At 44.6% G+C, this 22495-nt stretch carries 18 protein-coding genes; 11 read left to right on the top strand and 7 right to left on the bottom strand.

What is annotated here, in order from left to right; translation table 11 throughout:
• Positions 1-25 precede the first annotated feature (25 nt).
• Positions 26-442, top strand: a complete 417-nt coding sequence (locus H0W44_09200) for a GNAT family N-acetyltransferase (protein MBA3582612.1) — start codon at positions 26-28, stop codon at positions 440-442.
• An 886-nt stretch (positions 443-1328) separates the two neighbouring features.
• On the opposite strand, the gene H0W44_09195 is transcribed toward H0W44_09200, so the two are convergent.
• Positions 1329-1703 carry a hypothetical protein gene (locus H0W44_09195; GenBank protein ID MBA3582611.1) on the bottom strand — a complete coding sequence of 125 codons (375 nt, stop codon included), beginning with the start codon at positions 1701-1703 and terminating at the stop codon, positions 1329-1331.
• Between the two features lie 151 nt (positions 1704-1854).
• On the opposite strand from H0W44_09195, the gene murA reads away from it, so the two are divergent.
• From murA to H0W44_09150, 9 genes are all read left to right on the top strand, one after another.
• Positions 1855-3114: a UDP-N-acetylglucosamine 1-carboxyvinyltransferase gene (gene murA / locus H0W44_09190; protein MBA3582610.1), complete on the top strand. Its 1260-nt coding sequence runs from the start codon at positions 1855-1857 to the stop codon at positions 3112-3114.
• Between the two features lie 25 nt (positions 3115-3139).
• Positions 3140-3796: an ATP phosphoribosyltransferase gene (locus H0W44_09185; protein ID MBA3582609.1), complete on the top strand. Its 657-nt coding sequence runs from the start codon at positions 3140-3142 to the stop codon at positions 3794-3796.
• Between the two features lie 35 nt (positions 3797-3831).
• Entirely contained in the window at positions 3832-4902 is a 1071-nt protein-coding gene (locus H0W44_09180) for a 3-deoxy-7-phosphoheptulonate synthase (protein ID MBA3582608.1), read from the top strand.
• Positions 4902-6203 (top strand): histidinol dehydrogenase, encoded by a 1302-nt coding sequence (gene hisD / locus H0W44_09175; GenBank protein ID MBA3582607.1) that lies wholly within the window; start codon positions 4902-4904, stop codon positions 6201-6203. Before H0W44_09180 ends, hisD begins: the two co-directional genes overlap by 1 nt.
• Before the next feature lie 38 nt (positions 6204-6241).
• Positions 6242-7372, top strand: coding sequence for a histidinol-phosphate transaminase (locus tag H0W44_09170; protein MBA3582606.1), 1131 nt, complete (start codon positions 6242-6244; stop codon positions 7370-7372).
• Between the two features lie 41 nt (positions 7373-7413).
• Entirely contained in the window at positions 7414-7824 is a 411-nt protein-coding gene (locus tag H0W44_09165) for an MAPEG family protein (protein MBA3582605.1), read from the top strand.
• Positions 7824-8666, top strand: a complete 843-nt coding sequence (locus H0W44_09160; GenBank protein MBA3582604.1) for a fumarylacetoacetate hydrolase family protein — start codon at positions 7824-7826, stop codon at positions 8664-8666. Before H0W44_09165 ends, H0W44_09160 begins: the two co-directional genes overlap by 1 nt.
• A complete protein-coding gene (locus tag H0W44_09155) occupies positions 8663-9136 on the top strand; it encodes a hotdog fold thioesterase (GenBank protein MBA3582603.1) in 474 nt (157 codons plus the stop codon). The genes H0W44_09160 and H0W44_09155 overlap by 4 nt, the downstream gene beginning before the upstream one ends.
• A 203-nt stretch (positions 9137-9339) precedes the next feature.
• Positions 9340-11223, top strand: coding sequence for an EAL domain-containing protein (locus H0W44_09150; protein ID MBA3582602.1), 1884 nt, complete (start codon positions 9340-9342; stop codon positions 11221-11223).
• Between the two features lie 653 nt (positions 11224-11876).
• Here H0W44_09150 and lpdA read toward each other — a convergent pair.
• The 3 genes from lpdA to aceE are packed head-to-tail and all read right to left on the bottom strand — an operon-like array spanning position 11877 to position 17650.
• Positions 11877-13631 carry a dihydrolipoyl dehydrogenase gene (lpdA, locus tag H0W44_09145; GenBank protein MBA3582601.1) on the bottom strand — a complete coding sequence of 585 codons (1755 nt, stop codon included), beginning with the start codon at positions 13629-13631 and terminating at the stop codon, positions 11877-11879.
• A gap of 24 nt (positions 13632-13655) precedes the next feature.
• Positions 13656-14972 (bottom strand): dihydrolipoyllysine-residue acetyltransferase, encoded by a 1317-nt coding sequence (gene aceF, locus H0W44_09140; protein MBA3582600.1) that lies wholly within the window; start codon positions 14970-14972, stop codon positions 13656-13658.
• A 17-nt stretch (positions 14973-14989) separates the two neighbouring features.
• The gene (gene aceE, locus H0W44_09135) at positions 14990-17650 is read right to left on the bottom strand and encodes a pyruvate dehydrogenase (acetyl-transferring), homodimeric type (protein ID MBA3582599.1); all 2661 of its coding nucleotides are present in this window, start codon (positions 17648-17650) and stop codon (positions 14990-14992) included.
• A 304-nt stretch (positions 17651-17954) separates the two neighbouring features.
• On the opposite strand from aceE, the gene H0W44_09130 reads away from it, so the two are divergent.
• Positions 17955-19184 carry an argininosuccinate synthase gene (locus H0W44_09130; GenBank protein MBA3582598.1) on the top strand — a complete coding sequence of 410 codons (1230 nt, stop codon included), beginning with the start codon at positions 17955-17957 and terminating at the stop codon, positions 19182-19184.
• 54 nt (positions 19185-19238) lie between these two features.
• Here H0W44_09130 and H0W44_09125 read toward each other — a convergent pair whose 3' ends face one another.
• From H0W44_09125 to H0W44_09115, 3 genes are all read right to left on the bottom strand, one after another.
• Complete coding sequence (locus tag H0W44_09125; protein ID MBA3582597.1) at positions 19239-20183, bottom strand: response regulator; 945 nt, start codon at positions 20181-20183, stop codon at positions 19239-19241.
• A 24-nt stretch (positions 20184-20207) separates the two neighbouring features.
• Positions 20208-21605 (bottom strand): GHKL domain-containing protein, encoded by a 1398-nt coding sequence (locus H0W44_09120; GenBank protein MBA3582596.1) that lies wholly within the window; start codon positions 21603-21605, stop codon positions 20208-20210.
• Positions 21606-21685: 80 nt separating this feature from the next.
• Positions 21686-22486: a DUF3108 domain-containing protein gene (locus H0W44_09115; protein MBA3582595.1), complete on the bottom strand. Its 801-nt coding sequence runs from the start codon at positions 22484-22486 to the stop codon at positions 21686-21688.
• Positions 22487-22495: the final 9 nt, after the last annotated feature.

The raw sequence follows: 22495 nt of genomic DNA, 5'->3' as shown, positions 1-22495 counted from the left end.
TTTTGCAGAATGTGTTTAAAGGATAATGGGCATGGAATATAAAATTAATGAGCCAATAAGCACCGATCAATTTATCGAATTGCTGGCAAGCTCTACATTAGGAGATCGTCGCCCAATTGAAGATCGTGAGTGCATGAAAGGAATGATTAACAATAGTAATCTCATAATCAGCGCTTGGGATTCAGGCAATTTAGTGGGGATTGCGCGCTCAATAACTGACTTTCATTATGCTTGTTATCTTTCAGATTTAGCCGTAAGCGCTCACTATCAAAAACGTGGTATTGGTAAACAATTACAGATTCTTACACAAAATCAACTTGGCCCAAGTTGCAAACTCATTTTAATCGCTGCACCAGCCGCTAATGACTATTATGAGCATATTGGCTTTACCAATAATTTGCGTTGTTGGGTGTTAGAGCGTGATGCACGTATCCAGAGTTAACAATGCCATCGATTTGCTTTTATGCTCGCTATACTTTTAGTGAGTTGGTGAGTTATGTCTTTTTTTGAAAACACTGATGAATTTCTTAATAGATTCGGCGATTTAACTGATAGCGTATTTTTTGATGCTGATAGATTTAATATTAAAAAAAGCGTTTCGCTCGTCGCTATGCGACTACAGCGAGTAACTTTTTGTCGTAACAAAAAGTCACCAAAAAGTACTCGCCCGAATAGCGTGCGCCTGAATGAAATAGCATTTCATTCAAGCATGCCCTCGTCGTGTTTTAAGGGCTAACGCGTCGCCTCAACGCAACATCCTGTTGCGATCGGCTCACCTGAAGATCCCTGTTCATGTGTCGCTACCCCTTAAACACAGCTCAGCACACCATAACGGGCATTATCCCTTCGTTTGAGCACAAAGAGATTTTTAACTTCTCAAGATGTTTATTCATTCGTGAATTTAAACAAAGGAACATTCCCCTCATGGCCCGCCGAGCATTTGAACGGTTGTCGGGAAAAACAAACAGGACGTTTGTTTTAGTCACGCCGCGACAGGGATGTCGCGTCGTGACTACCCGCAACAACAGATCAAACGCGACGGGAACTGCGCGTAATATTTACGCGCAGGGAGACATGGGGAAGCGCTTCTTTGGTTACTTTCTTGTCGCGACAAGAAAGTAACCGCCCGCCGGTGCGCAACCGGCTAATAAAATACTTTTATAGAAAATACATTGTTATGACGACAGCAAATTTTTGCTCCTGCAAAATCCGCATTCATGCCATTCAAAAGTTACTCGCTGTAGTCGCGTAGCGAGCGACGAGCGAAACGCTTTATTTTTTAATTCAATTAAAGCATGCAGCGCCATGCGCTGCGCTTATTATTTAATTTATTGAGCAATAACCGTATTGGGTAATACCGGATGACAATTTTTAATAATCACTTTGCCTTCTAACAAATTACTTTTTGAATATTCATTGAAGTAACAGGTATGAGTGCTGGGATCGTAATTTTCCACCCACAAATTATCATCTTTCCAAGTAGTGGATAAATGTAACTGTCCTTCGGGTACGCTGATGGACATCACGCCGCCGTATTGTTTTACGAAAACTTGTTGGTAATGAAAATAATAAGCTAATGAACTACCGAACAGGATTAATAATCCGCCAATAACACCAAACTTCCATTGCTTCGCGCTGCCCAGTAAAAACAAAGTGAGAACGGCGGCGCCGAAGGTTGCGATCCAGTACAAATAAGTAATCATGAGAAGTCTCGAGTGCGTAGATGATTCGGGGATTTGGAATCTACGGCCTAGAGTGTAGGCATGTCAATCAGCGCGCTGACGCGCTAAAATCCCCCCTTCGTTGAGCCCGCTGCGTGCGTTTCTCGCACCAGCATTCTGAGATATTGCTTGTATGGATAAATTGATCATCACCGGCGGTGTGCCGCTGCAAGGTGAGTTACGCATTTCTGGCGCTAAAAACGCCGTATTACCTATTTTGGCGGGTACTTTGTTAGCGGATACGCCGGTAACAGTGGGCAATGTGCCGCATTTGCACGATGTCACCACGACGGTGGAATTGTTAGGTCGCATGGGTGTGCGCATCTCCATTGATGAAAAACTCAATATTGAGGTCGATCCTCGCACTATCGAAACATTTGTTGCGCCGTATGATTTAGTAAAAACCATGCGTGCTTCGATTTTAGTGTTGGGGCCGTTATTGGCGCGTTATGGTCATGCCGAGGTGGCATTGCCGGGCGGTTGTGCGATTGGTTCGCGGCCGGTGGATTTGCATATAAAAGGTATGCAGGCGATGGGCGCGGATATTGTGGTGGAAAACGGCTATGTAAAAGCCACCTGTAAACGCTTGAAAGGCGCCAAGATCGTGTTGGATATGGTCACCGTGACGGGCACGGAAAATTTATTAATGGCGGCCGTGTTAGCGGATGGCGAATCTGTTCTTGAGAACGCGGCGCGTGAACCGGAAGTGGTCGATTTAGCGAATTTTTTAGTCAAGATGGGTGCGCGAATTTCGGGTGCCGGTACTGACACGATTCGCGTGCAAGGTGTGACGTCGTTGAAAGGTGTGCGTTACCAAGTGTTACCCGATCGGATTGAAACCGGCACCTATTTGATTGCTGCTGCCATTAGTGGTGGTCGCGTTAAATTAAAAGATACGCGTCCGGATTTGCTGGATGCCGTGTTGGAAAAATTACGTGATGCTGGCGCGATCATTGAAACCGGGGATGATTGGATTAGTTTGGATATGCAAGGTCGTCGTCCTAAAGCCGTGAATTTGCGCACTGCGCCTTACCCGGCGTTTCCGACGGATATGCAAGCGCAATTCGTCGCGATGAATGCTATTGCGGATGGAACCTCTTCGGTTACCGAAACGATTTTTGAAAATCGTTTTATGCACGTGCAAGAACTACAACGCATGGGCGCACAAATGACGATTGAAGGCAGCACTACCATTGTCCGCGGCATTGAATATTTAACCGGGGCTGAAGTGATGGCAACCGATCTGCGTGCATCTGCGAGTTTAGTATTAGCCGCGTTAGCCGCACGCGGTGAAACCATTGTTGATCGCATTTATCATATTGATCGTGGTTACGAAGCGATTGAAGAAAAGCTCCGTCAGTTAGGCGCAAAAATTCGGCGCGTACCTGGTTAATAATAAAAATATTGAGATAAGAGTAATGACGCAAACCAATAAACCGCCAAATACACCGGCGACCTTAACATTAGCGTTATCTAAAGGTCGTATTCTAGATGACACATTGCCGTTGCTTGCGAAAGCCGGCATTCGGTTGGTGGATGATCCAAAAGTAAGTCGCAAATTAATTTTGGATACCGATAATCCTTTTGTAAAACTGGTCGTGATTCGCGCTGCCGATGTGCCGACCTATGTGCAATACGGTGCCGCCGATGTAGGCGTAGTCGGTAAAGATGTATTAATGGAACATGGTGGTGCAGGTTTATACGAACCGTTGGATTTAAAAATCGCGCGCTGTCGTTTAATGGTTGCGGGTAAACCCGGTGTTACCGAAGATCGCACTCGTTTACGAGTAGCGACTAAATACGTCAACATCACGCGTGAATATTTTGCGAAACAAGGTCGACAAGTTGAGTGCATTAAATTATATGGCTCAATGGAATTAGCGCCGTTAGTAGGCTTAGCAGATTTAATTGTGGATTTAGTTGATACCGGTAACACCTTGAAAGCGAATGGTTTAGAAGCAAAAGAAAAAATTGCGGATATTTCATCGCGTTTAGTGGTGAACAAAGCGTCAATGAAAATGAAACATGCAGTGGTGCAAGCATTTATTGCACAGCTCGCGGCCGTGATTGATTAACTTAATATTTAACAGTAAGACAACAGGGTAACGACATGAAATACCAAACGGACAATTTACGCATTCAAAGTTTGCAAGAAGTTTCAGCGCCTAAGCAGTTGCATGAAGAATATCCGCTGACCGATGCCGCCGCGCAAGTGGTGCATGAAGCACGTGCTACACAGCACAATATTTTGAATGACGAAGATGATCGTTTAGTCGTTGTAGTGGGCCCTTGCTCCATTCACGATACCAAAGCGGCATTAGAGTATGCGAATCGTTTGAATGCGTTGCGTAAAGAGTTGGCCAAAGACCTCGTCATTATTATGCGAGTGTATTTTGAAAAACCCCGCACCACCGTGGGTTGGAAAGGTTTAATTAATGATCCTAATTTGGATGATAGCTTTGAAATCAACAAAGGCGTGCGCTTAGCGCGTAAGTTATTGTTGGATATTAATAGTATGGGTTTGCCGGCCGGCACTGAATTTTTAGATTTAATTTCGCCGCAATATTTTTCTGATCTAGTGAGTTGGGGCGCGATTGGTGCGCGCACCACGGAAAGCCAAGGTCATCGTGAACTCGCATCAGGTTTATCTTGCCCAGTAGGTTTTAAAAATGGCACCAGTGGTGATTTACAAATTGCCGTTGATGCGATCGGCGCAGCGATTCGTCCGCATAGTTTTTTAGGTGTTACTGATGCCGGTCATACCGCAATTGTGCGCACCACGGGTAATCCTGATTGCCATGTGATTTTGCGTGGCGGCAAACAACCTAATTATGATGCAGCCGGTGTTGATGATGCGGCCGCGCTATTAGAAAAAGCAAAACTACCTGCACGTATTATGATTGATGCGAGTCACGCGAACAGTCGCAAAATTTATGAACGCCAAATAGATGTATGTCACAACATTGCAGAACAAATTGCGCGCGGTGATGCGCGAATTTTTGGCATCATGTTGGAGTCACATTTAGTCGGCGGTCGACAAAACGTTGAGCCTGGCAAACCTATTACCTATGGCCAAAGTATTACCGATGCGTGTATTGGCTGGGAAGACACCGAACCTTTATTGCGGCGTATGGCAGAAGCCGTGAGCACGCGTCGTTTACAAACGAGTGCAAAAAAATAATGAACATGCGTCGCTTGCAAAGTAGTGCAGCAGATTTTGCGACACAGTTGCAAGCACTCACTGCATGGGATGCGGCCTTAGATGAAGCCGTGGTTGCCAGCGTCACAACTATTTTGCGTGATGTAAAACAAAACGGTGACAGCGCAGTATTAAAATATACGCAACAGTTTGATCACAGCACCGCCGCCAATATTGCGCAGCTAAAAATTCCTGCAGAACGTTTTACGCAAGCGCTACAAAACATCAGTGTCGAACAACGCCATGCATTAGAAACGGCCGCTGCGCGCATTCGTCAATATGCAGAACATCAAACCTTGCAGTCGTGGTCGTTCGTAGAAGCTGATGGCACCGTGTTGGGTCAACAAGTTACAGCCTTAGATCGCGTCGGTTTATATGTACCGGGTGGTAAAGCGGCTTATCCATCATCGGTATTAATGAATGCGATTCCTGCGAAAGTCGCCGGTGTGCGTGAATTAGTGATGGTGGTACCGGCACCGCAAGGTCAATTAAATGATTTGGTATTAGCTGCGGCAAAAATTGCCGGTGTTGATACTGCATTTACTATTGGTGGTGCGCAAGCCATTGCCGCTTTAGCTTACGGCACACAAAGTATTGCGGCCGTTGATAAAATTGTCGGCCCTGGCAATGCGTATGTAGCCACTGCAAAACGTTTAGTGTTTGGCACTGTGGGCATTGATATGGTGGCGGGGCCTTCGGAAATTGTGATTGTCTGTGATGGCAAAACCGATCCTGATTGGATCGCGATGGATTTATTTTCGCAAGCAGAACATGACGAAAGTGCGCAGTCTATTTTGATTAGTAGCGACGCGACATTTTTGGATAAGGTCGACGCGAGCATTCAACGTTTGATTCAAGACATGCCGCGAGCCCAGATCATCAAACAATCATTAAGTAGACGCGGTGCGTTTATTCACGTGCGTGATTTAACGGATGCCATCGATGTTGTTAATTATATTGCGCCCGAACATTTAGAGTTGTCAGTGGATGAGCCGCAGCATTGGGCGGCAAAAGTGCGTCATGCTGGCGCAATTTTTTTAGGTCGGCATACGCCTGAAGCCTTAGGTGATTATTGTGCTGGCCCTAATCATGTATTACCCACGTCGCGCACTGCACGCTTTGCATCACCCTTGGGTGTTTACGATTTTCAAAAACGCAGCAGCATCATTCATTGCTCTGTTGAAGGTGCGGCACAATTAGCAAAAACCGCCGCTGTGTTAGCGCATGGTGAAGGTTTAGTTGCGCATGCGCGTTCAGCAGAATATCGCTTGAAAACTTCTTAATTTTTTTAATTTTAATTTTTTAGCTGAATATCTTCGAGATGACTAAGCCTGTGAAATATACTGTTGAACAACTGATTCGTCCGAGCGTGCGCAAATTATCGGCTTATCACGTGCCAGATGCGCGCGGCTTAACTAAATTAGACGCGATGGAAAGTCCGTACAACTTGCCAGCAGAACTACAAACGGCATGGTTAGAAGCGGTGCGCCATGTTGCGCTTAATCGTTATCCCGGTGCGGAGATGGCGAATTTACGCGAACAATTAAAAACAGCGATGGACGTGCCTGCTGGCATGGATGTGTTGTTAGGGAATGGTTCTGACGAATTAATTTTGATACTAGCATTAGGGTTGGTTGACGCGCCTTATGCCGCGCAGCATAAACGTCCGGTGATTTTATCAGTGGATCCTGCCTTCGTGATGTATGAGTTATCTGCGAATGCAGTAGGTTTAGATTATGTCGGCGTGCCCTTAAAATCCGATTTTAGTTTAGATGTTGCGGCTATGTTAGCGGCGATTACACAACATCAACCGGCCTTGATTTATATTGCTTATCCAAACAATCCCACGTCAAATTTGTTTGGCGTGCAAGATATTGAAACAATCATTAAAGCCGCGCCTGGATTAGTTGTTGTAGATGAAGCGTATCATCCTTTTGCGCAAGCGAGTTTTATGTCGCGTTTGCCAGAGTTTGATAATTTATTAGTCATGCGCACCGTATCTAAAATGGGTTTGGCTGGTATTCGTTTAGGTTTGTTAGCGGGTCGACCGGAATGGATTGGTGAGTTTGATAAATTGCGTTTCCCTTACAATATCAATGTGCTCACGCAAGCAACGGCGTTATTCGCTTTGCAGCATTTAGATGTGTATGCCGCGCAAGCGACGGAAATTCGTACAGAACGTGCTCGCCTGTTGGATTGTTTACAAAAAATTCCCGGCGTTCAAGTATTTCCTAGCGACGCTAATTTTATATTATTTAAAGTACCGACTAATCAAGCGGCGGCTATCAATCAAGGTTTATTAAAAGACAAAGTCTTGATTAAGGATATGAGTAAAAGTTTTGCCGTGTTAAAAGATTATTTACGCGTAACCGTCGGTACTGCTGCAGAAAATGATCAGTTTCTAGCGAGCTTAGAGCATTTAATGGCTTGTGCGGTAAAGCTCGCTAAATAGTTTTTCTTGTTTATTCTTTTTAATAAAATTAGGAGCAAGTAATGAATATTTTGTATCCCATATTTGCGTTGGTCGCTTTTACTTTTGTTTTGATTCCGATTTTCGGCATTGCGCGGATTAATGCGGTACGCACCGGTAAAGTATCAGTGCGTTATTTCAAACTAATGGATGGCAGTGAGCAGTTACCAGAATTTATAGTTAAAAGTGGGCGTCACTTTACTAATTTGTTTGAAATGCCTGTGCTGTTTTATTTACTAGGCGTATTAATGCTGATCTTTAAGCTTGATCAACCCGGAATGATTATCTTGGCGTGGTTATATGTAGTAGCGCGTTTAGTACATGCGCTCATTCATTTGTCATACAACAATATTTTGCATCGCATGATAGCGTTTATGGCGGGTAATTTTATTTTGGGTTGTTTGTGGATTTGGGTCGGGTTGGGGTTGTTGTAATGCGTGGCGGATTATTAGGTCTAGTATTTTTATTAAGTGCTTGCGCGAAAGTTGCGCCGCCGCCTACGCAGCAGGTTTTTATTGACCACGTTATTAGTGCTCAAGCGCAAGGCGCCGCGGTACCTAAAGTGTCGCAATTATTGCCTGCTGTCACCGTCGCTGATGCGCAGACTTTACAAAAAACCTTAGTCGCGCAGCGCGTCCAAGCGGGTGAGCGCGTGGTTGGTTACAAAGCCGGATTAACGAATGTGGCGTTACAACAAAAATTCGGCATTGACACGCCGCTGATAGGTGCGTTGTTTGCGCGCGGCGCGTATCCGCAAGATCGAAATATTAAATTAAAACCCTATTACAAACCTTTAATTGAAACAGAAATTGGTTTTATTATTTCAGTTGCTATTGCTGAAGCGGTAAGCGCAGAAACAGATTTATCACAAAAAATAGTGATGGCATTACCGGTGATTGAATTGCCGGATATGGCGTTTGCGGATCCTAATAATTTGACCGCGATGGATTTGATTGCTAGCAATGTGGGTGCAGCGGGTTATATTTTCGGTGAGCCGGTTACCTTAAAAAATCGCGATGTAAATAAGGTTAGCGCGAAGTTGACTTTGAATAACGAAATCATGAGTCAGGGTCATGCGAGTGATGCGTTAGGCGATCAATGGGTCGCATTGCGTTGGTTAATTAACGCTGCTGTCGCACAAGGTTGGTCTTTGCAGCCCGGTGATATTTTAATTACCGGCGCTTTAGGAACGGTAGTGCCTGCGCAAAAAGGTGTGTATGTCGCCGATTTTGGTGACTTAGGTCGAATTGGCTTTACAGTAGAGGAAACGCCATGAGCGTGCATAAAAAAAGTGATGGTTCTATTTGGACGATACGTCCGGAAATTGCCGCCATCAATGGTTTGAAAATGGAAACGCTGTATAGCACCTTGGATATTCAAGTGAGCGAAGTAGGCGATGATTACATTAAAGCAACGATGCCCGTGGTGGGGAAAACGCACCAATTTTTTGGTAATTTGCACGGCGGTGCCTCGGTAGTGTTAGCGGAAACGTTGGGCAGCTTGGCGTCTTATTTTTGTTTAGATCAAGCGACGCAATATTGTGTCGGTTTAGAAGTTAACGCTAATCATCTACGCGGCAAAACCAATGGCGTGGTGACGGCGACTGCGCGGCCTTTGCATTTGGGTAAGCGCACCCATGTGTGGGACATTCCGATCACCGATGAACAAGATCGTTTAGTCTGTATTGCGCGCTTAACCATAGCGATTCTGGATCGCAGCCCCGAAGTGCCGGTGAATATCTTTTAGAATATTTTCTCGAATGTTTGTAGAGTTTAATGAATTTTCGTTCAGCTCTCTTTGAGCAGCTTGACGGAACTGACTAACCGATCAACTGCGGGAATTAATTCATTGCTGAGCTTGGTCTGCAGCAGGCAGGGGGCTATGATCATTAAAGACCGAGCGGACGCAGATCCGGTTTTGAATGAGCTCGGAAAACAAAAGGTGTATGAATGTCGCATACCGTGTTGCTTGTAGATGATGAACCTAGCTTACTAGCCACGTTGCAAATCATCATTCAAAGCCAAGGTTTTCAGGTATTAACCGCCGCCAGCGGTGAAGCCGCCTTAGAAATTCTGCAAGCCAGCCACATAGACGATGGCATACCTATTATCATTTCCGACCAACGCATGCCGGGTATGAATGGCGTGCAATTGCTGGAACAAATTCGTCAGCAATGGCCGCAAACTATTCGCATTTTGTTAACCGGCGATCCCGATCCACAAGTAGTAATGGATGCGATCAATCGCGGGGGCATTTTCAAATTACTGACCAAGCCTTGTGAGTCTGCCGAAGTCATGCGAGCCGTGCGTGACGCGGCGCAACATTTCCAAGCAGTACGTGAACACCATTTATTAACAGAAGAATTACAACAAGCCAATCAAGAACTTAAAGTGCTTAGCAGCACCTTAGAAGAACGCGTCGAAAGTAAAACTCAAGAATTAATGGAAGCTTTGTATTACGACAGCTTGACCGGCTTGCCGAGTCGTTTATTGATGACTGATCGGTTAGAACTCGCGATTAAAGCTGCGCGTCGCGCCAATGAAATGGTTACGGTTTTATTTTTAGGCCTAGAACAATTTAGCTTAGTAAATGAAAGCATGGGTCATGAAGCGGGTAATGGTTTATTACGATTATTAGCCGAACGGTTGCAAATGTATGTTTGGGACGGTGATTCCGTTGCGCGCATGTATGGTGATAAATTTTGTTTAGTGATTAATAATTCGGGCACTACCGAAAAAGTCGGTGAGTTAGCCGATAAGATTTTAAATGTTGTAGCCGAACCCTTTTTTATTAATGGCCAAGCCATTTCCATCAATGGCCACATCGGTATTTCCTTATTCCCGAATGACGGCGAAACGCCACCAGAATTATTCAGTCACGCGGAAGCCGCCATGCGCGAAGTGCGCGGCGAACATGGCAGCAATAATTACCGTTTTTATTCCGAAGAATTAAACAAACTTTCCACCAGCCGTATTTCTTTACAAGCCGAAATGCGCCGCGCCTTGCAAAACGAAGAATTCCGCGTGTTTTATCAACCGCGTGTGAACGTACGTTTAGGCCGCGTCGTAGGTGCCGAAGCATTAATTCGTTGGCAACATCCCGAACGTGGTCTAGTCGGGCCCGATGAATTTTTATTTATTCTCGAAGAAACCGGTTTAATCGAACCCGTTACTGAATGGTTGCTGCGCCGTGTGTGTGAAAAATTAGTATCCATTCAAGAAAAATCCGAACACCCCGTGCACATGGCCGTGAATATTTCACCGCGTCAATTAAAGCGCGATAGTTTTATTGATATCGTCAAAGGCGTGGTGCGGGATACGGGTTTAGATTTAAGTAAAAGTTTTTTAGAATTTGAAATTACTGAAAATATTTTGTTGCATGATATGCGCCAAGTGCAGCAATTATTGTCAGGCATTAAAGACATGGGCATTAGTTTAGCGATTGATGATTTCGGCACCGGTTATTGTTCGCTCAGTTACCTTACGCAACTGCCCATTGATTATTTAAAAATAGATCGTTCCTTTGTTTTAAAACTCACCGAAACCCAAGGCGCTAAAGCCGTGGTACACGCCATCATCTCCATGGCGCATAGTCTATTCTTACACGTCATTGCCGAAGGCGTAGAAACCCACGAACAATTAGAAATCTTACAGCGTTTAGGCTGCGATGAATTTCAGGGTTGGTATTTTAGTAAACCCATCTGCGAAAAAGACATGCTCGCATTGCTTTCCGGCAAAACCCACCTGGTGCATTATCTTGCACAAGTAGAACCCTTTCGCATTGATCCCGTCGATTTAAAAGATCTTGATAACGCCTCTGCAACGAGAGCGTGATTTTTTAACTTCTGAAATTTAAAAACGCTGCGCGTGTTTTAATTTAATTAAAAACAAAAGTGTTTCGCTCGTCGCTACGCGACTACAGCGAGTAACTTTTTGTCGTAACAAAAAGTCACCAAAAAATACTTTCCCCAACGTCTCGCTGCGCGCAAACAACACGCGCAGTACCCTCGTATTGCGCGACTTGTAACGGGTCGTCCCGACGCGCCGTCCTTGTCGCGGCGGGACTAAAACAAACCTCCTGTTTGTTTTCCCCTACAAGCCTCGCAACACTCGGTGAGTCATGAGGGGTATTTACTTCGTCCTGTTTTTGAAGCACATCAATCTTAGAAAACGTTTTAAGTTTGGCTGATCCTAAACGAAGGGATAATGCCCGTTATGGTGTGCCGAGCTGTGTTTAAGGGATAGCGGCATATGAACAGGGATGTTCATGTGAGCCGATCGCAACAGGATGTTGCGTTGAGGCGACGCGTTAGCCCTTAAACATCGCGAGGGCATGCGTTAATGGAATTTAATTCCATTAACGCACACAACATCCGGGCAAGTATTTTTTGGTGACTTTTTGTTACGACAAAAAGTTACTCGCTGTAGTCGCGTAGCGACGAGCGAAACGGTTATGCTCTGCTATTAAAAAGCTAAAATAAAACAATTTATTTCTTCGGAAAATACAAATCCGTAATACTACCTTCCACAATCTCTGCAGCGAAGTTCAGCGTTTCCGACAAAGTAGGATGTGGATGAATACTCAGCGCGATGTCTGCTGCGGTAGCATTCATTTCTAATGCCAGCACAGCTTCGGCGATTAATTCGCCCGCATTAGGACCGACAATGCCGGCGCCTAAAATGCGGCCGCTGTTTTTTTCAAATAATAATTTTGTTAAACCTTCGCTGCGTCCAAGGCTTAACGAGCGCCCGCTGGCTGCCCATGGAAACGCACCTTTTTCGTAATCGATGTTTTGTTGTTTGGCTTCTTCTTCAGTTAAACCCATCCATGCAATTTCCGGATCGGTGTATGCAACCGATGGAATAGTGCGCGCATCGAAGTAAGTTTTGTGGCCTGCAATAACTTCTGCGGCTACTTTCGCTTCATGCGTTGCTTTGTGCGCTAACATCGGTGGGCCTGTAATATCACCAATCGCAAAAATATGCGGGACGTTGCTGCGCATTTGGTTATCGGTTTGAATAAAGCCACGTTCGCTAACCATGATGCCGGCGTTTTGTGCGGAAATTTTATCGCCATTCGGTCTGCGACCAACAGCCACTAGTACTTTGTCGAATTCTGCGTTAGTAGGTGCGTCTTTACCGGTAAAGCTGACGTTTAATTTTTTTCCGGTTTTTATTTCAGTCACTTGGGTGCCGAGATAAATGGCTGCATAACGCGCACGAATCATTTTTTCTAAAGGTTTAACTAAGTCACGATCACAGCCAGGAATTAATCCGGGTGATAATTCGACGACGGTAACGGCTGAACCTAAGGCGTCGTAGACCATCGCCATTTCTAAACCAATAATGCCGCCGCCGATCACTAATAATTTTTCTGGAATATCATCGAGTGCTAATGCGCCAGTTGAATCAATGATGCGCGGGTCTTTGGGTAGTTGTGGTAATACAACAGGTTCTGAACCGGCTGCAATAATGGCGTAATCAAACTGTAAATTTTTTGTGCCGTCTTTGGTTTGAATGCTGACGCTGTGGGGTGAGTCAAATTGTGCGATGCCGTAAATGACTTCAACATTGCGTTTTTTGGTTAAACCTATTAGTCCGTCGGTAAGTTTTTTAATTACGTCATTTTTTTGTGCGACGAGTTTTTTAATATCAATTTTTGGCGCGTCAAATTCAACACCGTGCGCGGCCATCGTTTTGGTTTCGTTAATGATTTGCGCAACATGCAATAACGTTTTTGATGGAATGCAACCTACGTTTAAACATACGCCGCCTAACATCGGATCTTTTTCAATTAATACAACTTGTTTGCCCAAGTCGGCTGCGCGAAACGCGGCGGTATAACCGCCTGGGCCGCCGCCAATGACAATGACTTCTGCGTGCAAGGCAGGATCGCTATCATTAGTTTTAGAAGGAGCGCTGGTTTTTTGTTTGTCTGATTTAACAGTGCTAACAGTTGCAGCAGGCGTTGTTGTATTAGTGCCAGAAGCAGTGTTGCCTGTACTGCTGCGATAATGGCCTAGCAGAGTACCTTGCGAAATTTTATCGCCAATTTTAACGAGCAGACTTTCAATGATGCCATCCGCTGGCGCGGGAATATCGAGTGTGGCTTTGTCGGATTCAACGGTGAGTAGTGATTGTTCTTTTTTGATAGTCTCGCCGACTTTGACCAATATCTCGATCACTTCGACGTCTTTAAAATCACCAATATTCGGAACTTCGATGGCTGTAGATGCGCTCATAATTTTTTATCTAATTTGTTTTGGTTAAAGCACTAAACGACGTGCGTCAGACAAGACTTTGCCTAAGTAAGTAGTGAAGCGCGCCGCTTGCGCGCCATCAATCACGCGATGATCGTACGATAATGACAAGGGCAATATTAAACGAGGTACAAATACGCCTTCTTGAAAGACAGGTTTTATATCGGCGCGTGACACGCCGAGGATTGCAACTTCGGGTTGATTCACGATAGGTGTGAATGCCGTACCGCCAACACCACCTAAACTAGAAATGGTGAAGCAAGCGCCTTGCAATTCATGCGGTGCTAATTTACGTGCACGCGCACGTTCGGCCACTTCGCTGAGTTCTTTGGCAAGTTCGCCCAGCGATTTTCTATCCACGTCTTTAAACACCGGCACTACTAAACCTTCGGGTGTATCAACGGCAACACCAACGTTATAGTATTTTTTTAAGATGATATTTTCTTGCGCATTATCAAGTGATGAATTAAAACGCGGATATTCTTTAAGCGCGGAGACGACGGCTTTAATTAAAAAAGCGACGACGGTGATTTTGACATCTTTACTGGCATATTCTTTATTTAGATCTTTGCGAAATTGTTCAAGGTCGGTGACATCGGCTTCATCAAACTGTGTGACGTGAGGAACATAAAACCAGCTGCGATGTAAAAAACGTCCGGTGAGTTTGTTGATCTTAGTCAATGGTAAAATTTCGGTCTCACCAAATTTCGTGAAATCAATATCCGGTAATTCCGCAACATACAAACCGGGTTGACCGCCCGTGCTGCGACTTAATACTTGTTTGATATACGATTGCACATCTTCTTTTAAAATACGGCCTTTCGGCCCACGACCTTGAATTAAACCTAAATCCGCACCAAGTTCACGCGCAAAACGTCGCACTGAAGGACTCGCATGAGCTTTGCGAAAGCGACCATCATTAATTGGCGCGAGTGGTGCAGCGCTGGGACCGTTGGGATGCGTGCTGGCAGGTTTTGGCGCTTCGATTTTGGTTGGGATGTCGGTGTTGTTAGCGACGGGTGCCGATACTGATGCCGGTGCTGCAACGGATTTTTCTGTGTCAGTTTTTTCTGTCGCGCTTTCATTAACTTCTAACAGCAGCAGTAAATCGCCTTTAGAAATTTTATCGCCGACTTTAAGTTTTATTTCTTTAACTACGCCGGCGTACGGTGCAGGAATATCTAAAGTAGCTTTATCAGATTCCACTGTGATCAGTGAGTCTTCGACTTTAACGCTGTCACCCACGCTGACCAAAATTTCAAGCACGTCAACACTTTTAAAGTCGCCGATATCGGGGATGGTAATTTCTTTAATGACTGCCATGTTATTGTTACCTCCGCTTACACGTACAGCGGATTAAGTTTATTGGGATTTAAGCCGTACTGTTTAATCGCTTGGCTTACGGTCGTGACCGGTATTTGACCTAAATCAGCCAGTGATTTAAGTGCGGCAACCACAATGTAATGACGATTGACTTCGAAATGATCACGCAATTTAGCGCGTGTATCGCTGCGACCAAAACCATCTGTGCCGAGCGCAATATAATAACGACGAATCATGGGGCGAATTTGATCCGCATAACTGCGCATATAATCCGTGGCGGCAATGATCGGTCCTTCTTGATTTTGCAAGCAGTGTTGCACGTGACTGACTTTAGGTTTTTCTTCAGGATGCAGCATGTTGTAACGTTCAACATCAATACCATCCCTACGTAATTCATTAAAGCTGGTGACACTCCAGATATTGGAACTCACTTTAAAGTCTTGTTCTAATAATTCTGCCGCTGCAATAACTTCGCGTAATATGGTACCGCTGCCGAGTAATTGCACTTTGAGTTTAGCTTTAGCTGTTTGTTTAAATAAATACATACCTTTGATGATGTCTTCATTTACGCCTTCAGGAAGTGCAGGGTGTGAATAATTTTCGTTCATCACGGTAATGTAGTAATACACGTTGTCGCCACGCATATACATGCGTTGCAAACCTTCGTGAATAATGACGGCTAGTTCATACGCAAAACATGGATCATAAGAAATGCAATTCGGTACCATCGCGGCCATTAATTGACTGTGACCATCTTGATGTTGTAAACCTTCACCCGCGAGTGTGGTGCGGCCCGCAGTGCCGGCTAACAAGAAACCTTTAGTGCGGCTATCACCGGCTGCCCAACATAAATCACCGACGCGTTGAAAACCAAACATCGAATAAAAAATGTAAAACGGAATCATGTGCACGCCGAGTGTGCTGTACGTTGTACCGGCGGCGATGAACGATGACATTGCACCAGCTTCGTTAATGCCTTCTTCTAAAATTTGTCCGGCTTTATCTTCGCGGTAATACATTACTTGATCTTTATCGACCGGTTCGTAAAGTTGTCCAACGGAAGAATAAATTCCCATTTGGCGAAACATGCCTTCCATGCCGAAGGTGCGTGCTTCATCCGGAATGATAGGCACTATATGTGAGCCAATGGATTTATCACGAATTAACGCGGCTAAGATACGCACGAATGCCATCGTGGTCGACATTTCACGGTCTTCACTACTTTTTAATAGCGCATCAAAACTACTTAATTCAGGAATCGCTAAAGTCGGTGCGCTGGTGCGACGTTGTGGTAAAGAACCACCGAGTGCGCTGCGTCGTTCGCGCAAGTATTGCATTTCCGGACTGTCTTCAGCCGGTTTAAAATAATTCGCTTGTTCGCAATCGGCATCGGAAATAGGCAAACGAAAACGATCACGAATATATTTTAATGATTCTGCGTCGAGTTTCTTTTGTTGATGCGTAGGATTTTTCGCTTCAGCGATAGCGCCCATGCCATAACCTTTTACGGTTTTCGCTAAAATTACGACGGGTTTGCCAACCGTGTTTACGGCTTTGGAATAGGCCGCATACACTTTATGCGGATCATGACCGCCGCGATTTAAACGCCAAATATCTTGATCAGATAAATTCGCGACCATTTCTTTTACTTTTGGATCTTTGCCAAAGAAAAATTCGCGCGTATAGGCGCCGCCTTGGGCTTTATAGTTTTGGTATTCACCGTCAACGGTGTCTTCCATAATTTTTAATAAACGACCTTCGCTATCTTTGGCGATTAATGGATCCCAATAACTACCCCAAATAACTTTGATCGCTTCCCAACCCGCACCGCGAAACACCGCTTCGAGTTCTTGAATAATTTTGCCGTTGCCACGCACTGGGCCATCAAGGCGTTGCAAATTACAGTTCACGACAAAAATTAAGTTATCTAATTTTTCGCGGGCCGCCAGGGAAATAGCGCCCAAGGTTTCGGGTTCGTCCGATTCACCGTCGCCGACAAAACACCACACTTTTTGTTTTTCAGTATTAGCAATGCCACGCGCGTGCATGTATTTCAACATACGCGCTTGGTAAATCGCCGTGATCGGGCCAAGGCCCATCGAAACCGTCGGGAATTGCCAATAGTCTGGCATTAGCCAGGGATGCGGATAAGACGATAAACCTTTGCCATCGACTTCTTGGCGAAAAGTATCCAATTGGGTTTCGTTGAAACGGCCTTCGAGGAAGCTGCGGGCGTAAATACCCGGTGAAGAATGGCCTTGGTAGTAGATCAAATCGCCAGGATGGTCGTCATGCGGTGCATGCCAAAAATGGTTAAAACCCACGTCATAAAGCGTCGCCATCGAGGCAAAAGTGGCAATGTGGCCCCCAAGTTCGCTGTTATAACGATTGGCGCGGACCACCATGGCCATGGCGTTCCACCTTATATATGAACGTAACTTCCATTCTAATTCGCGGTTGCCGGGGCTGCGGGTTTCAAGATGGGGGGGAATGGTATTTAAATAAGCGGTATTGGCCGTAAACGGTAAATAAGCACCCGAACGGCGCGCTTTTTCAATCAGTTGTTCGAGTAATTGGTGCGCACGCTCGGCACCTTCTAGTTCGAGGACAACCTCTAGCGCGTCTAACCATTCTTGGGTTTCTTGGGGATCCTGATCTTTGAATTGCGGGTCAGTCATTCGAAATCCTCATAGCTTCTTTGCGGTGTGCAGAAGCAAGTATTAACTGGGTGACCGAATTTACGCAGCGTATGGCGAACGAAAACTCGGCCAGGAAATTAAGGGTTTGCGGTGCTGTATTGGAAATGCGCCAATACACCATATAAGCGGGCTTAATCTTAACGTGCTTAGGGCAGAATTTACAGTCATGTGTATTCTCGCTGAATGTGCTAGGCATTTTGCACCATCCTCGATTCACGGCGAGCGCAGCAACCGTGTACAATTCGCCGCCTTGCAATTCTCATCAGTCAGCCAAGTGGATCTCATGACGACACCTAAACAAGCTATTAAAAAAGTAGTACTCGCGTATTCCGGTGGTTTAGATACTTCCGTGATTTTGAAATGGTTGCAAGACGTTTATCAATGCGAAGTAGTGACCTTCACCGCTGACTTAGGTCAAGGCGAAGAGGTTGAACCCGCGCGTGCCAAAGCTGAAGCATTGGGCATTAAAGAAATTTATATCGAAGACGTGCGTGAAGAATTTGTCCGCGATTTTGTCTTCCCAATGTTTCGTGCTAACACCATTTATGAAGGTGAATATTTGCTTGGCACTTCAATTGCGCGGCCCCTGATTGCTAAACGTTTGATTGAAATAGCTAATGAAACAGGTGCCGATGCGATTTCGCATGGCGCAACCGGTAAAGGCAATGATCAAGTGCGTTTTGAATTAGGTGCATATGCGTTAAAGCCCGGCGTAAAAGTAATTGCACCGTGGCGTGAATGGGATTTAACGTCGCGTGAAAAATTATTGGAGTACGCAGCAAAAAATAATATTTCGATTGAACGTAAAAAAGGCGGTGGCTCACCGTATTCAACCGATGCGAATTTATTGCACATCTCTTACGAAGGTCAGATTCTAGAAAATCCGTGGAGCGAACCCGAAGAAGACATGTGGCGTTGGTCGGTGTCACCAGAAAATGCGCCGGATAAAGCAAGCTATCTAGAAATTACCTTTGCTAAAGGTGACGCCGTAGCATTAGACGGTAAAGCCTTAAGCCCTGCGACTATTTTAGAAACCTTAAATAAAATCGGCGGCGCGAATGGCATTGGGCGTTTGGACTTAGTGGAAAATCGTTATGTTGGTATGAAGTCACGCGGTTGTTATGAAACACCGGGCGGTACGATTTTATTAAAAGCGCATCGTGCGATTGAGTCGATTACCTTAGATCGTGAAGTCGCGCATTTAAAAGACGAATTAATGCCGCGTTACGCCAGTATGATTTATAACGGCTATTGGTGGAGCCCGGAACGTTCAGCGCTGCAAACTTTAATTAATGAAACACAAACGCCAGTGAATGGCGTAGTGCGTTTAAAACTCTACAAAGGCAATGTCATTGTGGTCGGACGCCAATCAGAAAGCGACAGTTTGTTTGATGCCAATATTGCTACGTTTGAAGATGATGGCGGTGCCTATAATCAAAAAGATGCAGAAGGCTTTATTAAGTTAAATGCCTTGCGCATGCGTATCGCGGCTAACAAACGCAACATTAAATAATTTATTACCTTTGTGAGCGAGCGCATGTGTGCGCTCGTTCTTTTTTCTGCTTTATCAATTAGCGCGCATATGATTGCTGCGACTGCGAATTTTATCCAAGTAATTTTTTACTTTGTCTGAGAAGCTGCGTTGTTCATCATCTTGAGGCGCATCTACGGCATAACGTTTGTTTAATTCCGGACGCGCGCGGAGCTGCTCAAAACGAATGAGCGAGGTGCTGATGGCGCGTTGTAATAATCCGCTAGACACAGGTTTAGGTAAATATCGATAGACTTGGCCTTGATTAATTAAATCAATTAAAGAGGTAACATCGCTAAAAGACGTGACAACAATCGCTAACAAACTCGGTTTGTGTTTGCGTAAGGCTTTAATCGTGCCGCTGATGTCTTGCTGATTAATGACTAATTCGGAAATTAAAATGGCAATATCGTGTTTGGCAATAATTTCAAAAGCTTCGCGTAAAGTGCGAGCACAAAAAATATTGATGTGTTGTAAAGCCATATCATTGATGGCATGTAAGGTTTCTTTGTCTTCATCTAATATTAAAATATTGACTTTGCCATCGCTGCTAATGATGGGTTCGGTGGTCTGCGGCGTTGAGCGCAGCAATTGCGCGGTTTCTTGAGCTGCGGTAGCCGCTTCTGCAACGGCGCTTTTTAACGTGTCGATGCTCCACGGCTTGCGTAAAAATCGAAACACTTCGCCTTCGTTAACCGAGTTCATGACCGCTTCGAAATCAGAATAACCCGTTAATAAGATCCGCATTGTTGTAGGTGAGATATCGCGGGCTTTGCGTAAGACTTCTACGCCGGTCATATTCGGCATGCGTTGATCGGATAATAAAACCTGCACATTATGTTTTTCTAATAAGGCCAGTGCTTCTTGTCCTGATGTGGCGGTTAAGATTTGATATTCATTGCGAAATAACATGCGTAATGAACGAAGAATGCGTTCTTCATCATCTAGCAGCAAAAGTGTAGGCAGTGTAGTTTGCGTCATAATAGGTGCCTTTATTTGTTGGACTTAAAAATCCATCACCTTTTTGAGTTCTAAAGGCGCGGCGGTCAGTGTATTAGACAAAATTTCCGGAGACATTGATTCGTTTGTTTGTAATTGTCTAATGGGCAGCTTGATATTAAAAAGAGTGCCATGTCCTACTTTTGATTTCACGCTAATGAGGCCGCGGTGTTGTTTGATGATTTGATAAACAATCGACAAGCCTAAGCCCGTGCCTTCGCCGATTTTTTTAGTGGTAAAGAAAGGATCGAAAATTTTATTTAATAAACTGTCAGGAATGCCTTTGCCTGAATCACGAATACTAATGATGACATGCGAGCCGTCATTTTTAGTGCTAATGTAAATATCGCCGAATGCTTCGATCGCTTGCGCTGCATTGGTGATTAAGTTTAAAAATACTTGGTTTAGTTTAGATGGCGAGCACGTAATTAACGGAATATCGTCCGCATATTTTTTATGGATGTTAGCTTTATTTTTTATAACGTTTTTCCCTATCATTAAAGCGTTATCAATGCATTCATGAATGGAGACGTTGGCAACGGCTGCTTTGTCGATGCGGCTAAAATCTTTTAAGCCGGTAACGATTTCGCCGATTTGATTGAGTCCATACAGGCTGTCGTCAATTAAGTTGTTAATTTCCGCGTAGAGTTTTTCTTCGCGTTGTTGTTCACATTCTTGCATGATTTCTAGAATGGCCTGATCTAATGTAGTGCTGTCGACATTTTCATCCGCCATCATGTGCAGTAAGTCTTCAAATTTGCTGACTAATTGCATGACTTGTAAAAATATACCGCGACTCATGTTGACGTTATTAGAAACGTAACCTAACGGCGTATTAATTTCATGCGCAACGCCCGCTACCATTTGACCGATAGACGCCATTTTTTCGGATTGGATCAGTTGGCTTTGTGAAGCTTTTAATTGTTTATAAGCTTTTTGCAGTTTTAAACTGTTGTAACGATATTGATTTTCTAGCGCGGTTAATAAGCTCGGTACCGCCGCCATGCCAAAATATTCACCGTCTTTAGTGATGATGAAGTCATCTTTAACGGGATATTCGATATTCTCAGTAATATGCCGCGCAGCGGAGTCGATGGACTCATCATGTCGCACCGTCAGTGCTTCGCTATACATGATGTGAGCAACGGTTTTTTTGCCGAACAAATCACGACCATACGGGCGCAAATAAATTTCCATGAAGCGATGTCGACTAATAATGCCGACAGCACAACGACCTTCCACTACTGGAATCGATAAAACGAGTTTGTATTCGGGACGAAGAAATAATAGTGCGACTTCTTCCACTTTAACGATAGTGGAAATAGGCGGCACGTTGACCGCTAAGCCTTCAACTGTCGTAATGACAAGTGGTGCAACAGAGACAGCAATATTTGTAGATGACATAGGTGTCGGTATCCCTAATGGGCGATAGCTTACCTATGGAATATGGCATTTTTATGAACGAACGAACTTACGAATGAAATTTATTGCGACCAACGTACCGAATCTAATGACATCGAAACAGAGCTGTCTTGATTTTTGATTTGTTCAATGCGCACTGGAATAAAATTTAAGCGCGGTGCAATCCAGGTATGAGTAACCCGCTTGCCATGGACGCGACTTAATTTTTGTGTTTGATATTCGCCGAGTTTGGTTTTAAGTGTTTCCGTGCCAGAGAAACTTAAGGTGTAGTTATTAATCTCGCCATCATCGAGCACGGGCACTTCAATCGATTTTGCGCCGGTTTGTAATGCGATGCTTAAAAATAATTGGGCAGATTGTGGGTCATATAATGGCTTGTCTAAAGGAAACTGTTTGGGGGCGCCATTTACAACGGTTGTGACAGTTTTTTGATTCCAGTCATAAACGTATTGCACATTTTTGGCTTTGTCGCCGCCTTTGTGTTTATGTTCGTAAATCAGCGGTTTAATACTATTGTCCGGCATGAGTCGCACTTGGCTCGATTCAACAACTTCTTGTTTAGTGAAAAGTGAAGCCACGCCATAAGGTTTAACGCGCGAACTGTATTCCCAAATGCCGTTGCCTTTATCGCTTAATGTCATGACTGCGTGACCAACCGCAACGCCAAGTTTTTCTATTTTATATTCTGCTACATACGGAGTAAGTGTTACTTTTGTCGCGGGCTTGTTGCTGTCGGTGGGAGTTAATACGGTAGGAGGCAACGCCGTTGGAGCTACTACGGCCGGTGCATTAGCAGCAGGGTTTGCTTCAGTCGATTGGGCTTCACCGCCCGCAATGACTGCATTGAGGTTAAATAAAACCATAAGACCGAA

The organism is Gammaproteobacteria bacterium, from assembly GCA_013817245.1.
Taxonomy (GTDB): domain Bacteria; phylum Pseudomonadota; class Gammaproteobacteria; order HTCC5015; family HTCC5015; genus JACDDA01.
Note: the sequence above shows the minus strand (reverse complement) of the source record. Positions and strands in the feature narration are given on the sequence as shown.